General features: G+C 67.9%; 15 protein-coding genes. 8 read left to right on the forward strand and 7 right to left on the reverse strand.

Going from position 1 to position 14,252, the window contains the following annotated elements; translation table 11 throughout:
- Nucleotides 1–120: 120 nt before the first annotated feature.
- Complete coding sequence (locus tag QHF83_RS19810; protein WP_282419435.1) at nucleotides 121–846, reverse strand: methyltransferase; 726 nt, start codon at nucleotides 844–846, stop codon at nucleotides 121–123.
- Between the two features lie 65 nt (nucleotides 847–911).
- Here QHF83_RS19810 and QHF83_RS19815 point away from each other — a divergent pair, with 65 nt between their 5' ends.
- The gene (locus QHF83_RS19815; protein WP_282419436.1) at nucleotides 912–1,733 is read left to right on the forward strand and encodes a lysophospholipid acyltransferase family protein; all 822 of its coding nucleotides are present in this window, start codon (nucleotides 912–914) and stop codon (nucleotides 1,731–1,733) included.
- On the opposite strand, the gene QHF83_RS19820 is transcribed toward QHF83_RS19815, so the two are convergent.
- The gene (locus QHF83_RS19820) at nucleotides 1,734–2,741 is read right to left on the reverse strand and encodes a hypothetical protein (protein WP_282419437.1); all 1,008 of its coding nucleotides are present in this window, start codon (nucleotides 2,739–2,741) and stop codon (nucleotides 1,734–1,736) included.
- A gap of 54 nt (nucleotides 2,742–2,795) precedes the next feature.
- Between QHF83_RS19820 and QHF83_RS19825 the strand changes: the two genes are divergently transcribed.
- A complete protein-coding gene (locus QHF83_RS19825) occupies nucleotides 2,796–3,371 on the forward strand; it encodes a 3'-5' exonuclease (protein ID WP_282419438.1) in 576 nt (191 codons plus the stop codon).
- A gap of 100 nt (nucleotides 3,372–3,471) precedes the next feature.
- On the forward strand, nucleotides 3,472–4,086 hold the full coding sequence (locus QHF83_RS19830; RefSeq protein ID WP_282419439.1) for a hypothetical protein: 615 nt from the start codon (nucleotides 3,472–3,474) through the stop codon (nucleotides 4,084–4,086).
- A 343-nt stretch (nucleotides 4,087–4,429) separates the two neighbouring features.
- On the opposite strand, the gene QHF83_RS19835 is transcribed toward QHF83_RS19830, so the two are convergent.
- Entirely contained in the window at nucleotides 4,430–5,986 is a 1,557-nt protein-coding gene (locus QHF83_RS19835; RefSeq protein ID WP_282419440.1) for a GMC family oxidoreductase, read from the reverse strand.
- Nucleotides 5,983–6,492, reverse strand: a complete 510-nt coding sequence (locus QHF83_RS19840; protein WP_282419441.1) for a hypothetical protein — start codon at nucleotides 6,490–6,492, stop codon at nucleotides 5,983–5,985. Before QHF83_RS19840 ends, QHF83_RS19835 begins: the two co-directional genes overlap by 4 nt.
- A 216-nt stretch (nucleotides 6,493–6,708) precedes the next feature.
- Here QHF83_RS19840 and QHF83_RS19845 point away from each other — a divergent pair, with 216 nt between their 5' ends.
- From QHF83_RS19845 to QHF83_RS19855, 3 genes are all read left to right on the forward strand, one after another.
- Nucleotides 6,709–7,578 (forward strand): polysaccharide deacetylase family protein, encoded by an 870-nt coding sequence (locus QHF83_RS19845; protein ID WP_282419442.1) that lies wholly within the window; start codon nucleotides 6,709–6,711, stop codon nucleotides 7,576–7,578.
- 125 nt (nucleotides 7,579–7,703) lie between these two features.
- Complete coding sequence (locus QHF83_RS19850; RefSeq protein ID WP_282419443.1) at nucleotides 7,704–8,285, forward strand: Fe-Mn family superoxide dismutase; 582 nt, start codon at nucleotides 7,704–7,706, stop codon at nucleotides 8,283–8,285.
- A gap of 442 nt (nucleotides 8,286–8,727) precedes the next feature.
- The gene (locus tag QHF83_RS19855) at nucleotides 8,728–9,417 is read left to right on the forward strand and encodes a hypothetical protein (RefSeq protein WP_282419444.1); all 690 of its coding nucleotides are present in this window, start codon (nucleotides 8,728–8,730) and stop codon (nucleotides 9,415–9,417) included.
- A gap of 353 nt (nucleotides 9,418–9,770) precedes the next feature.
- On the opposite strand, the gene QHF83_RS19860 is transcribed toward QHF83_RS19855, so the two are convergent.
- Entirely contained in the window at nucleotides 9,771–10,511 is a 741-nt protein-coding gene (locus tag QHF83_RS19860) for a class I SAM-dependent methyltransferase (RefSeq protein WP_282419445.1), read from the reverse strand.
- Nucleotides 10,512–11,109: 598 nt separating this feature from the next.
- Between QHF83_RS19860 and QHF83_RS19865 the strand changes: the two genes are divergently transcribed.
- Nucleotides 11,110–11,964 carry a hypothetical protein gene (locus tag QHF83_RS19865; protein WP_282419446.1) on the forward strand — a complete coding sequence of 285 codons (855 nt, stop codon included), beginning with the start codon at nucleotides 11,110–11,112 and terminating at the stop codon, nucleotides 11,962–11,964.
- Between the two features lie 54 nt (nucleotides 11,965–12,018).
- Entirely contained in the window at nucleotides 12,019–12,342 is a 324-nt protein-coding gene (locus QHF83_RS19870; protein ID WP_282419447.1) for a hypothetical protein, read from the forward strand.
- Between the two features lie 21 nt (nucleotides 12,343–12,363).
- Here QHF83_RS19870 and QHF83_RS19875 read toward each other — a convergent pair whose 3' ends face one another.
- On the reverse strand, nucleotides 12,364–13,131 hold the full coding sequence (locus QHF83_RS19875) for a hypothetical protein (RefSeq protein ID WP_282419448.1): 768 nt from the start codon (nucleotides 13,129–13,131) through the stop codon (nucleotides 12,364–12,366).
- Nucleotides 13,128–14,207, reverse strand: a complete 1,080-nt coding sequence (locus QHF83_RS19880) for an ATP-binding protein (protein WP_282419449.1) — start codon at nucleotides 14,205–14,207, stop codon at nucleotides 13,128–13,130. The genes QHF83_RS19875 and QHF83_RS19880 overlap by 4 nt, the downstream gene beginning before the upstream one ends.
- Between the last annotated feature and the right edge of the window lie 45 nt (nucleotides 14,208–14,252).

The following is a 14,252-nucleotide window of genomic DNA, read 5'->3' on the forward strand; positions in this document are numbered from 1 at the left end:
CCTCGGCCTGTTCGATGAACTGCGCATCGCGCAGTTCATCGACCCCGGGTCCAGCGCTTGCGCTGGTCCGGGTCCAGGGGTGGACAACCCCTGGTCGGGGTCCGGGGTGAAACCCCGGCGCTACGCTCCTCTGATCCTGGCGAGCCGCGCCGCCGCCTCGCGCATGCGGCTGGGCTCGCGGACGCGCCGTGCGCGGAAGAGCTGGTTGTGCGGCGTCACCGTGGGTGGGACGAAGGCCGTGATCGTCACCTCGTAGCCTGCCGCTTCGAGGCGCAACGTCCGCTCCGCATCGACGAGCGACATCACGAACCGCCGCCGCACCTCGGCTTGCCGCGGTATCCCGAGCGCGTCGGCTTTCGCCTCGGCTGCTGCGGCGAACGGCACGCTCGCCGCATAACAGCACGGGACCACGTACAGCCATTTGGCGCCCGCCCGGCTCGCCGCGTCGAGGATCGCATCTGACGCCGCACCGCACGCGTGCAGCGCCACCACCACATCTGGCGCCTCGGGCCAGCATGCCGCATCGCCCACGTCGCCCGCTGCGAGCCCGAGCTCGATCCTCTTGCCGAGCCGCGCGGCGGCCGCCTCGCACGCTGCGATCCGCGTCGCTTTCCGCTCGATCACGTGGATGCGGGAGAACCCGAGCAGCGCGGCGCCGACGAGCCCCACGTACGCCTTGCCTGCGGCCGCGTCCACGAGGAGGGCATCTTTGCGGTGCCGCTCGATTTCGCCGAGCAACGCGGCAACCTCCACCGACTTTTTGCGGTCTTCACGCCTGAGCTTCGTGTTCGGGGTGGCGATGAACAGCTCGTGCAGCGCTCGCTCGACGGCCTCGGACGTGATCATGACGCAATCCTAACGTTGGTTCGTGGTACGGTGCGGACGTTTCCCTTTCGGAGATCCGCTTCTTCATGTCGGACCAAGACGCCTCGTCGGGGCGAACGACCTTTGCCGCGCTCTCGTCGGCTGCTCGTTTCGTCCTTGGATTCAGCCTGGTCGCGGTGGCGTCCACCTTGACCATCGTGATCGCGCTCTTCCTCCTGCCGTTCCGGATCCTGCGCATCAAGCTCTGCAACTATTACGGCAAGATCATCGGCTATTCGATCACGCGAATCGCCGGCGTCACGCCCGTCCTCCACAACGGCGAGCGCATCGGCAAGCATCACCCCGCCATTTACGTCGCGAATCACACCTCGACGCTCGACGCGTTCCTATCGATCTGGCTCTGCCCGGTGGGCGGGTGCGGCGTGATGAAGAAAGAGGTCCTCCGGATTCCCTTCTTCGGCCAGCTTTACCTCCTGTCGGGGCACCTCTGGCTCGATCGGGCGAACAAGGGATCGGCCATCGCGGCGATGTCCGGCATCGCGAGGACGGTGAAAAAGCACGGGCTTTCCATCTGGATCATGCCGGAAGGCACGCGCAGCCGCGACGGCCGGCTCCGGCCGCTCAAGCTCGGGTTCGTGCACCTCGCCATCGCCACGGGCCTGCCCGTGGTGCCGGTCGTCCTCCACGGCGTGCACAAGAACTGGGTGAAGCACACGCTCTTCGTGCAGCCCACCACGGTGGACATCGAGGTCCTGCCGGCGATGGATACGTCCGGCTGGCGCGCGGAGACGGCGCGCGAGCACGCCGCCGAGGTGCACCAGGTGTTCGTGGAGAAGCTGCGCGACGATCAGAAGCCGCTGCCGGGCGTGCCCGCGGTGGCGGAGAAGAGCGAGCAGGCTGCGGCCTGATCAGCCTGCCGCCTTGGTCCCCATCCGTCGCTCGAACCGGAGCCGGAGCACCTCGTCCTCGAGCTCGTTCGCGATCGCCATCGCCCGCCGCCGCGCGTCCGCGCCTTCCTCGCCGCCCACGATCCGCGCCAACATGTTGAGCGCCATCGCGCGCATCCGCATGTGCCCGCCGTCGCCCGCGTGCCTGCACGCCTCCCGCGCGAGCGCCGCGCCCTCCTCGGGAAAACCTTGCTTCCAGCGCGCGTAGGCGAGCCCGTTCGCCCGCCGCGCACGCGCGAACGCCGGCCCTTCTTCCGGGACGAGCCGGTAGAGCGCCTCCGCGGCCGCCGGATCCGGCTGCTTGCCGCCCCACGCGCGGTTCCGCTCGAACGCGCGTTGATCGATCCACCGCGCGAACAGGCAGGCGTGGTCGTAGGCGGGCATCGGCAGCTCGAAGAGCGGCTCGATCTCGTCGAGCAGGCCGGGCACACGCGCGACGTCCTCCCGGCTCGCGACGAAGGCCTCCGTGAGCATCGCCTCGATCCGCGCCTCGGGCGGCGCTTTTCCGAGCAGCGGGCGGATGCGGGCGAGGTGCGTGCGTGCGGCGTCGCGGTCGTCGGCGCGCAGCACGCACGTGGCGTGCGCGAGGGCGAGGAAGACGTGCGAGGTCGGGTCTTCGCTCACCGGAGGCCGGTCCCAGAGGCGCAAGAGGTCCTGGGCGAGGGGCAGGGGCAGATCCGTGAAGCGCGAGTGATACGCGCCCATCCAGCGCGCCCGTTCGGTGAGCGCGTCCGGCAGCCCGAAGGCCGAGAGCGCGCGCGCCCCCCAGGTCCCGCCGTCACGCTGCCCGCGTGTGCGCAGCCGGCGCAAGGCGCGCTCGATCGAGTAGACGTCGTCCTCGTAGCCGCGCAGGGACGAGAGTCGCTCGGCCACCGCCGTGAGCGAGCCGTGCTGCGCGACGAGCCAGGCGACGTAATCCTCCCAGGAAAAGCCTGCCGGAGCTGCGTGTCCGGGTTCGTGTCCGGGCATTTTCGTCGCGGCGAGCGTATCAAGGTTCCGCAACAAGCAACAAGGAGAACGGCGATGACGAAGGATCCTGCATTTTTCCTGGTGATCGATCTGGAAGCGACTTGCGACGAGGAGGGGCGCATCCCCGAGAAGATCATGGAGATCATCGAGATCGGAGCGGTCCTCGTGGACGGCGCGACGCTCGAACCGGTAGGCGAATTCGCGACCTTCGTGCGCCCGGTCATCCGGCCGACGCTTACGGAGTTCTGCAAGAAGCTCACGACGATCACGCAAGCGGACGTCGACGGCGCGCCCACGTTTCCGGCGGCGCTCGAGGCGCTCGGGCGCTTCGTCGGCGAAAGGGACGCGCTCTTCGGCTCGTGGGGCGATTACGACCGCAAGCAGTTCGAGATCGACGCGAACCGCTGGGGCGTGCCGCTGCCGCTTCGAGGGCACATGAACATCAAGAAGCGCTTCTCCGCGGCCCTCGGAGAGACGACGCGGTACGGGATGTCGAGCGCGCTCGAGCGCCTCGGGCTTCCGCTCCTCGGGACGCATCATCGAGGCATCGACGACGCGCGCAACATCGCGCGGATCCTGCCTTACGCGATCGGACGGGTGCCCATCCCAGAGGTGCGGCCCACAGGGTGAGACGGGACCTTGCCCCGAGCGCGAGCTTTCTTGCCGGCGGAAGCAGGCCATGAAAGCATCGCGCTCGGGGAGGATGATGTCCCAGGCGCGAACGAAGGCGATGACGGTGGCTCTGGCGCTCTCGAGCTCGCTCGGGCTCGCCGCGTGCACGAGCCAAGTCACGGTCGCGCCCGCAGAGCTGCCGGCGCTCTCCAACAGCTCGCCGGGCCCTTCCGGCCCCTTTCCCACGGTCACCACGAAGAGCGGCGCGCGGAAGGTCGTCTACGGCCACCTCGAGACCGTCACGGTCCAGCGCAAGGAGGGCGCGCCGCTCGTGTATCCCGCGCCGATTCGCTCGTTGGTGCGCGGCGACCGGCTCGTCGTGCGCACGCGCGACGACGCGCGCGAGATCCCGCTCGCCGAGATCACCGAGATCCAGGCCTCGTACGACGATTACCTCGTGCGCGATCGGGTCGCAGGCGGCGTGCTCCTCGGGACGGGGACGCCAATCTTCGTGAGCGGCGTGGTGACGAGCGCGCTCGGCCTGACGAAGGATCTCGACGGCGGCGCGCGCGCCGCGCTGTCGCTCGCAGGGCTCGGGATTGCCGGACTCGGCTTCTTGATGATGGTGCCCGGGATGGTGCTCGCGAAGAGCGGGCCGAAGAAACCCGCGCCGGAGCCCGGGAAGACGCTGACGGTGTCGATCGGGCCGGGCGGGATCGCGGGTTCGTTCTAGCTGAGGAGGGATGTTTTTTGGGGGCCGCCGCGCCGGGGCGCCGCCCCGGACCCCGCGGGGGCTATCCGCCCCTCGACCCGGACCAGGGCAAGCCCTGGACTCGTGATGGAAGAACTGCGCTCCGCGCAGTTCTTCCAACGGGCCCGTTGGAAGACCAGGGACGGCGTTGCCGGTCACGGCGGTCTTGGTTGGCAGGGTCGTGGCTGGTCTTGACCTTGCCTGTTCGATGAACTGCGCATCGCGCAGTTCATCGACCCCGGGTCCAGCGCTTGCGCTGGTCCGGGTCCAGGGGCGGATAGCCCCTGGTGGGGCCTGGGGCAACGCCCCAGCGCGACGGCTCCCTTTACACCAGGTTCTCTGCCCACACCGACGCGAGCGCCATGATCGTGTGCTGCGGGTTCACGCCGATCGTCGTCGGGATCGCCGACGCGTCTGCGACGTAGAGCCCCTCGTAGCCGTGCACCTTGCCGCGCTCGTCGACCACGCCTTGCCGTGGATCGGCGCTCATCGGGCAGCCGCCGAAGAGGTGTGACAGGATGGCGACGTAGCAGCGTGGATCCGTCGGTCCCTCCTCGATCAGGTGAATCTGGTCCGGGCCGATCTTGTACGGCAGCCCGTAGATCCCCGGGATCACCTCGCGCGCGCCGGCCTCGAAATGCATCCGCGTCACCATCGCCAGCCCCTTGCGCAGCTTGCGCATGTCGGCCTCGTCGAGCTGGTATTTCACCACCGGGCCGCCGAACAGGCTTGGCTTCACCGTGCCCACGGACTCCGCGCGCACGGCCGCCACCCACATCGCCACGTGCCGGTACTCGCGGAACCGCCGGATGAGCTCCGTCCCGCCGCCGGGCAGCCGCCCCGCCACCATTTCTGGCGGAATGGCGAGCGTCTCGAGCTTCAAGCCCGGATCTTGCCGGAACGCCGTCGAGGCCCAGCCCTGCGTCGCGCCGATGTTCTGATCGACCGGATCGTCGTACACGCCGAACACGCCCGTGCCCGGGTGCGCTCGGAACAGCGTGCCGAGCGCGCGGCTCTTGATGCCGCTCTTCGCGAGCAGCACCGGCGTCTGCGTCGCGGACGCGGCCACGAACACCGCCTTGCGCGCGCGGACCGTGAACCGCGCTCCGAACTTGCGCGTCTCCGGATCCTGGAAGCGGCCCGTCACGCCCATCACGCGCCGCCCGTCGAAGAGCAGGTCCTTGACGGGCGCGGTCGAGAGCACGTAGCCGCCGCGCTCCAGCACCTCGGGGATGTAGTTGACGTTCGTGCTCTGCTTGCGGCCCTTGCGGCAACCCTGCAAGCACTGCCCCGAGCCTTCGCAGTCCTTCGCGTACCGCACCATGTAATGCGACGACCAGCCGAGCTTCTCCGCTGCATCCATCGCCAGCGTGTTGATCAGCCCGCGCGCGTCGGGCGGGACCACCGTCGCCGAGAGCTCGCTCTCGATCCGATCCTGGTGCTCCCAGACGCGCTTCTCGAGCGCGCGCCCGTCGATCCCGTACTCGCGCTCCCAGCGCGTGAACACGTCGCCCGGCGTGCGCACCACGATGGCGCTGTTCACCACCGTGGAGCCGCCGACGCAGGAGGCCTGCACGATCGGCCAGAGCGCGCGGCTCTGCGTGACGAGCGAGCCCCAGTCGGGGAAGAGATCGCGGATCGTGCCGTACGTGGTCCAGGGATAGTCCTCGGGCGCGCGCCACGGCCCGGCCTCGACGACGGCGACGCGGTAGCCGCCTCGCGCGAGCACGACGGCCGCGGCCGCGCCGCCCGCGCCGCTGCCGACGACCACGAAGTCGACCTCGGCTTCGAGGCCTGGCTGCGCGAACGAGGTGAACGTCGCGTGGCGGCCCCGCGCCGTGTCCGAGAGCTGTTTCGGTGCGGTGTGAAGGGCGGTCGTCATGCTTGGAGTCCCTTGCCGCGGTCCTTGTCGCGCCCGCGCTCGCGCTCTTTCTTGCCGAGCGAGAGGAGTCGTTCCGGTGATCCGCCGGGCAGCGGCCCTTGCCGCGGGACGAACGCTTCGAGGCGGCGGGTGCCGGGATCTTCGGGGTACGGGGTGAGGTCGAGGAAGGTGCGGATCTCGGGCGATTGACCCCAGAAGATGCCGCCCACGAGCTTGATCAGGAACGTCACCTGCCGGACGAGGTACGCCGGGTGCGACGCCATCTTGTGGGCGTGCTGGTCGAGGTCCTCGGCCGAGAGCCAGCTCGCGAGGAGGGGCTTTCGAATCGTGAGGAGCGGCGCGAGCTGAAAGGCCACGCTGGCGGCGACGATGCCGGTCCAGAAGAGGAGGGTGGATTCACGGCGGAGGCGCTGGATCTTCGCGTCCAAGCCGAGCTCGGCGAGGCCGGGGAGATCGTCCACGCGTGGGTAATACGCCGTGAGCGCGAAGCGGACGAGCTCGTTCACGGACCGGGAACGTAGGAGGAGCGGGGGACTTGGGCAAGCGCAGAATGTCGCCGCTCCGCCCGGCCCGGTTTCACGGGGCGATCGGCTCGCCCTCGCGATAGGAGGCGAGAGCCGCGGCGCAGGGCGACGCGCCGTTGACGGTCGAGCCCGCTCGCCTCACGGGATCGCCATTGGCGCTGCGCCGAACGCCGCCCGCGCCGATGGGAGGCGTCGTTCATGGACCGCGCAGCGGCGGTGTATACCCTCGGTTCCATCGCGGGGGCCATCTCCTTCCTCGCGGGGCTCTCCGCGGCCGCGGACCCATCCATTCCCGCGGAGAGCCTCGCCGCGTGCCCCCCGTTTCCGGAGATCCCGTTCGAGAGGCAACCGGCGTACCTCCCGAGCAATACGCTCGCATTGACCTTCGATGACGGCCCGGATCTCGTGAATACCCCCAAAGTGCTCGACGTCCTCGCGCGAGAGAGCGTCCCGGCCACCTTCTTCATCAACGCCGAGAGCTGGACCTCCCTCCGCAGAAACGAGGCCGCGCGCGACATCGTGCGGCGCATCGTGGAGGACGGTCACATCCTGGCGAACCACACGGCACGGCACATGCGGATCTCCCGATTGTCACCGGAAAGGATCGAGGAAGAAATCGCAGGCGTCGAGATCGTCGTGCGGGAGATCCTCGGCAGCGAGGCGCCGCGCCTCACGCTCTTCCGGGCGCCTTTCGGCGATCCCTATACCGGGAATCGGTGGGGACCGACCTTCCGCAAGGTGGCCCCGATCGTCGCGCGGCACGCGGTCCATGTCGGGTGGAGCATCACGCCGACGGAGCGAGCCTGTCCTTCGGGCGCGGGCCTCTGCGTCGCCGCGTCCGCCCAGAGGCAGCTCGATCGTGGCTACTACGGCGTCGTCCTGCTCCACAGCACCCAGGCCGAGACGGCCGCGGGGCTCGCGGCCCTCATCGCCGAGGCCCGGCGGCGAGGGATGCGCTTCGTGTCGGTCGAGGACGTCGTTCGCGCGCGCTACCAGCGATCGTCGGCGGAGCTCGTGGACGATCCGCTGTGTACGGGGGCAACGCGAGTGTGTCCGGGGCGACGGTGATGAAAGTTCGGCCCTTCCGAACTCTCTGACTTCCCCGGGGCCTCCCCGATCGGTAGAGTCTCGCCGCCTGCCGGGCACCCAGCCGGCAAACAGTGAACCACGAGACTTCACGAGGAAACGCGACCATGGCCTTCACGCTCCCCGATCTCCCGTATGCGAAGGATGCCCTCGCGCCGCACATCAGCGCCGAGACGCTCGAATACCACCACGGCAAGCACCACAACGCCTACGTCACGAACCTCAACAAGCTCATCGACGGCAAGCCCGAGGCGTCGCTGTCGCTGGAGGAGATCATCCTCCGCTCGGACGGCGGCGTCTTCAACAACGCAGCCCAGGTTTGGAACCACACGTTCTACTGGCACTGCATGAAGCCGAATGGCGGCGGCGAGCCGACGGGCGATCTCGCCGACGCGATCAAGCGGGACTTCGGCTCGTTCGAGAAGTTCAAGGAGGAGTTCGCGAACGCGGCCGCGACGCAGTTCGGCTCGGGCTGGGCGTGGCTCGTCGAGAAGGACGGCAAGCTCGCCGTGACGAAGACGGGCAACGCGGACCTGCCGATGAAGCACGGCCAGAAGGCGCTCCTGACGATCGACGTGTGGGAGCACGCCTATTACATCGACTACCGGAACCTGCGTCCCAAGTACATCGAGACGTTCATGGCGAAGCTCGTGAACTGGGATTTCGTCACGAAGAACCTGCGGGGCTGAGCGCGTCGCCCCTTTCCCCCAAAGCCAAGCCCCCTCTCCGCAAGCCGGCGAGGGGGCTTTTTTGTGATCAGCGCCCGTCGATGGGCGTCACGGGTCGCTGATCAAGGTTGAGAGCGACGGTTGACGAGCGTCGAGGGTCGCTGATCAGGATGGCCAGCGGTGGTTGACGTGCGTCAGGGGGCGCTGATCAAGGTTGCCAGCGGTGGTTGACGTGCGTCAGGGGGCGCTGATCAGGATTGGCCAGCGATGGCTGACGAGCGTCACGGGTCGCTGATCAAAGTTGCCAGCGATGGCTGACGAGCGTCAGGGGTCGCTGATCAAGGTTGCGAGGAACGGCCGACGCTCGTCGAGGGCGCCTCACCACGGCGCGAAGGCGCGAGGTATTTACGGGGTGGGAAGGTTCCGTGGTAAAGGTGACGTCTTCCTTGCCGGAGACACCACCATGCCGACGCAGCTTCGAACCACGCTTGCCGTTGCAGTTTCCCTCTCGGGGCTCTTCATGGCCTCGGTCGCGGCCGCGCAGACGGAACCCGAGTCCACGGGCCGGCCCGTGAACAGCGGCTTCGCGCTCCAGACGAGCCTCGTGGTCACGCCGCTCATGCTCGACGGCGCCGTCGATGGATTCCCGTCCTTCGAGGGAGGGCTGTCCTTCGGGTACAAGTACGATCGGTTCGTGTTCGGCGTCGGATTCGACTTCACGAACTGGAGCGAGTCCGAGGACTTCACGGTCACGGATCCCAGCACCGGCAACCCCGTCACGGGCGAGCGGACGAGGCGCATGTATTCGTTCATCGTGGCGCCAGAGCTCCAGGTGGCGATCGCAAGGTCCAAAGACCTCCGGGCAGAGCTCTTCGGCGCAGTGTCGGTGGGCCTCGGGACGTGGGATTCGGTGACGACGACGGACCCCGACCCGAACCCGCTGCCGACGCCGGTCGACGACGAGCTGCGCCTGCGCGTGAGGTGGCGCGCGGCGCCAGGCGTGCGGTACTGGGTCCATCCGCACGTGGCCATGAGCCTCGTGACAGGCATTTCGGGCAACTACAGGATCCTCGACAACGGCACCGACGACGAGGGCGAAACCATCGGGCTCACGGCGCTCTACACGCAGATCGGATTGCTCGGCGTGTTCTGACGGGCGCCGGAGGTTCGCTTGGGGCCGCCGCGCCGGGGCGCTGCCCCGGACCCCGGCAGGGGCTATCCGCCCCTGCACCCGGACCAGGCACGGCCTGGACCGAGGGTGGAAGAACTGCGCGATGCGCAGTTCTTCCAACGGGCCCGCGGGAAGGCGTTGCCGCTTGAAACGGCAGGGCTGCTGTCTTCAGTGGCAGGGGCGCTCGCCGGTCTTGCCTCGGCTGTTCGATGAACTGCGCGATGCGCAGTTCATCGACCCCGGGTCCAGCGCTTGCGCTGGTCCGGGTCCAGGGGCGGACAGCCCCTGGTGGGGCCTGGGGCAACGCCCCAGCGCGGCGTCCCCAAAAAGAGACGCTAACCCCGCTTGATCGCTGTCACGAGCGGTCGATCCTCGTCCTCGAGGTCCGCGAGCTCCCATCGGGAGACCTCGGGCTCGAATCCGGCCTCTCGCATCGCCGCGAGCATGTCGTCGAGATGATAGAGGCCGACGCGATGGGTGTCGGTCTCGACGGTGACGCGGTTTCCCTCGCGGATCCAGAAGACGAAGGTGCTCTCGAACCAGGTGTCGGTCTCGTCGGGGTCGTGGTCGACGTACATCGTGGAGACCGTGCGATCCCCGCGGGTGTACGAGGAGCACGTGGTGCGGTTTTGCTCGAAACACGAGCGGATTTCCTCGGGGAGCGTGACCATCACGCCGCCCGGCCGGAGGTGGGCGGCGGCGGTGCGATAGGCCGCGAGGAGCTCGTCGAGCGACGTCATGTACGCGGAGGCGTCGTGCAGGAGGACGGCGTCGAAGGTGCGGCCGAGGCGCACGTCGCGGATGTCGCCGGGGAAGTATTCGACCTCGGGGTTCAGCCGCGCCGCGTGGGCGCGCATGGGCGCGCTGAGGTCGACGCCGGTGACCTGGTAATGTTGCTTCAAGTGCACGTCGATCGAGCCCCCGCCGGAGCCGAGGTGCAGGACGGTGGCGCCGTCGGGGATGCCTTTTTGCTGGAAGCGGCGGCGGAAGGTCGCGACCTCCTCGGGGTATTCTTCGGGCGGGCTGACGAAGGGCCAGACCCACGCGAGGTCGTCGTAGAGGCGAGGGGAGGACATGGCGGGTATCCTCGCTCGTCTCGGCGCGGACGGGTCAACCAAAAATCAGAAGTGCGCGACGCCGTAGTAACACCGCTCATCCGAAAACTGCGGGACCCAGAAGTCCATGGAGGTTCTGCCCTGGCGCACCCTGACGCCCGCCCTGGTCCAGATGCGCGCCACCATCGTGAAGGGCACGCCTAGACGTGGTCGATGCCCGGGGCGAACATGGAAGGACACGTGCTGCTCGCCCTCCTCTTCGAAGCAGCCGCTTGGAACGAGCGTGAGGTCCCCCATCTCGTAACATGCTGACTGGGGCGTGGCTGTGATCGTGCATCGTCCTCCCGACGAAAAAACCGAGACGCAGGGCTTGCCATCGAGGAGCAAATCGAATCGCTGGGGGAGAGGACCCGAGAAATAGACGTGCATGTCATCTTGGCCGCACCCGTCGTCCGGCGCATAGGCAAGGGTATGACCGTGCGAGAGGAGCACGGCGGCGGCGGAGAGCAACACGAGCACTGGAGCCAACGGGGACATGTCGAGGGACGATGCAATGATGAGGCCGAGAGGTTCGAGCGCTCCCAGGAATAAGCGCCGGGGCCTCGGCGTCGCGAGCGGGATGCTGTTCGCGGGTTCGTGGGACACACGCGCGCTTCTTCTCGCCACGTTGCTCGTGGCCTGCACGCACGAGGACGCGTCGAGATCGACGCCTGACGACGCCGTCCCGAGCGCGCCGAGCAGCCCGCCTTCGGCGGTCGTGACGCCCGCGCCGTCCCCCGCGCCTCCGCCGAGCGCCGACCCTCCGGACGCGGGCACGGACACGGCCGAATCACACTACTGCGACCCCGAAAAACCCCCGCCGATTCCCTCGCCCGATACCCGGCTTTATGCCACCTGGCGGACGTTCCCCGTCGACCTCGGGGCGCACGGCGGCGCGGGCAAGCTGCGCGTGCTCGAGGATTCACGTCTCACGCGGCCCGGGGCCGCGCGCACCGGCACGCACCCCGTCCTGCCGCCCTGCGATTTGCTCCAGAGCCGGGTGGAGCTGATCGACGAGAAGGGCACCACGCTGCAGGTCGAGCGCTTCTGGCCGGAGCTCGACGTCGAGCTGCGAACGATGGGCCCGGGGGCGGTGCTGATCGAGACGATCGAGCGCGTTCGATGCCTCGCGAGCTGCTGGTGCGGCGACGGGCACGCCTTCTGGCGCATCCAGGACGGTCGCCTCGCGCCGCACGAGGGGCGCGTGGTGGAGCGTCGGCCCGCCGCGGGCACGCCCGGCGTCGGGGCGATGCTGAAGGTCAAGCCGGTCACGCACGGCTGTTACGAGAGCTCGCAGATCGAGACCCCGCCGGGCCGTCCTCCCGTGCTCGTCGTGAATCGCTCGGCCATGGGAACCTTCGTGACGGCAAAGGAGCGGCACTGGTTCGAGGACGGCACGTGGAAAGCGAGCATCGTCGAGCACAAGTGGCAGTAGCGCGCGGTTGACGCTGGCCGGCCGGGCCCCAGGAAATTCGAGGGGAGGTGCACGATGAGAATGGGTCCGTGGTTGCTGGCCTGCGTGATGGGAGCGATGGTGGTCGGCGCGGGGAGCGAGGCTCGCGCGGAGGATGCGGAAGACGTCGATGCGGAGGGCGAGGTGCTCGACGAGGCGTCGGATGCGCTCTTCACGCAGGGGATTTGCGAGCTGTGCAGGCGGACGTGCGCGCGGGGACGGTGTTTGCCGATCTGCCTGCGGATCCGGTGCGCGGCGCCGGATTGGTGGGACCGGGTGTATCCGCCGGACTTGTGGCGGCGGGGGGAGCCGCGGCGGGGGGTGGGGGTGCCAGGGGTGCGGGGGCCGGGCGGGCGCTGAGGTGCTGGGGGCGCGGCGCGATCAGGCGGGGCGGCTGTAGAGGGGGAGGATTTCGCGGCGGAGCTCGTTCAGGAAGTCGGCGAGGCCGGCGTCCTTGCCGCGGGTCGCGAGGGTTTCGAGCGGGGGTTCTTCGAGGCAGCGGTCTTCGCGGGTGGGGTCGTCGTTCGTGAGCTGCTCGATGACCTTGTGGGGGTCTCCGGCTTCGCGGATTCGGTGGGGTTCGTCGGGGAGCGAGAAGGCGAGCTTTTTGCGTAGCTCGTCGAGCGCCTTGCGTTCCTCCGGCCTGGTGGGGACGAATCCTGCGAGGATCCAGGCTTCGCGGTTCGGATTGGGGCAGCCGATGGCGATGCGAAACGGTTTGCTGACGAAGGTTGCGGACCGGGCTTTGTCCATGCCCTCTCGGCCTCCTGCGCCATGCTTGTCCATGTCGACGACGATGAGCAGCGCGTCGACGCGTTCGATTTTCGAGAGAGCGCGGGCCAGGTACAGGATGGTGTACACCTGCATGGCCTTGGGCAAGCGTCGACCATCGAAGCTCGCGTGAGGGACGAGGACCTTTTTGCCCGTGTCTTTTTCGAGCTTGGCGAAGTGCCTCGGCACGTCGTGAACGTCGTAAAAGGGTCGATCGCCGGACTCGCCTTTGAAGGTGCGGAACGCTTCGCGTTCCTTCATCGTGTCGTAGTTGTCCGCCAGCCAGTCGGGGCCCTCTTCGCGCAGCACTCGATCCACGAGGATCTCGATGGCGCGAAAGTCCGCCGAAGCTTCGCAAAACGTGACGAGGACGGTCACGCCTTCTCCTCGGATGCGACCCACTCCTCCTCGGGATCGAGGCTCCAGATCTGGCCAGAGGTCAGGACCCCCGAAGCAGCCTCTTGATGGTCGGAGAGGCGCTTGTGGGCGACGGTCCCGTCGTTCTTGAGGGCGAAGACGTGGACGTCCTTCGGGTCGAGCTCGTCGAGGATGTACGGCGAATGCGTGGTCGCGACGATCTGGAGATCGGGCATCTCGTCGAGAAGGCGTTTGATCTGGCGGACAAGCTCGATTTGGGCACGAGGGTGCAGGGATTGATCGATGTCGTCGAGCAAAACCAGGCGAGGGCGGTTGGGGCTGTGCAGTACCGTTAAAAGGGCCAGGGTGATGAGGGTTCCTTCGCTGGCGGCGTGTGCCGGGACGCTCGGAGCTCCGCGGAAATCAAGATAGATCTTGTGCCCCATGACGTTGTTTCCGGTGAACTCGTCAACAACCACTGCGCGGCGGACACGGATGCGCTCGACGTTGGGAACGACGCGCCGTAGCGCGTCCTGTATGCGCTCGAAGATCTCATCCTGGTCGAGCTTCATCGCGGCAAGGACCTCCGCGGTGTTCGAGCCGTCGGCTGCCACGCTTGGCCGTTCGGACGCAGAGTGAGCGGCTGAGGCAATCCTATCAGCGTCAAAATGATAGAGTGCCGCTGTGCCGATGATGCTGCTGGACACTGCTGCTTCAACAAGGTCGATGTATCTGTTCCACGCATTTTCTGATTTCTCGACACGACCATCGATTGACCAGAGCAGCGTCGCCGCCCACTTCTCAGGCACGCGATCCGGTTCCCGGCGGAACTCGACATTTATTTCAAAGCGGGGTCCACTGATGTCTACTATGATCGACGCGTCCCGATCTCGTTGGCTCACAATGTCCGCCGGATCGTACGGCCCATAAAAGACACTTTGGACCGCTGTGTACTGAAGTGCGAGCGTGCGCTGCAGGGCCTGCAGCACACTCGTCTTCCCGCTCCCATTCGGTCCCACCAGCACGGTAAACCGTCCCAGCTCGACCGTCGTGTCCCGGTGGGCCTTGAAGTTCTGGAGGCGAACGGAGGTGATCATCGGCGTCCCGGATGATGGCCCACGGAGCCCGCCGCGGGCAACCTT

Origin of the sequence: Polyangium sp. 15x6 (assembly GCF_029960785.1) — a bacterium.
In the GTDB taxonomy this organism is placed as follows: Bacteria; Myxococcota_A; Polyangia; order Polyangiales; family Polyangiaceae; genus Polyangium.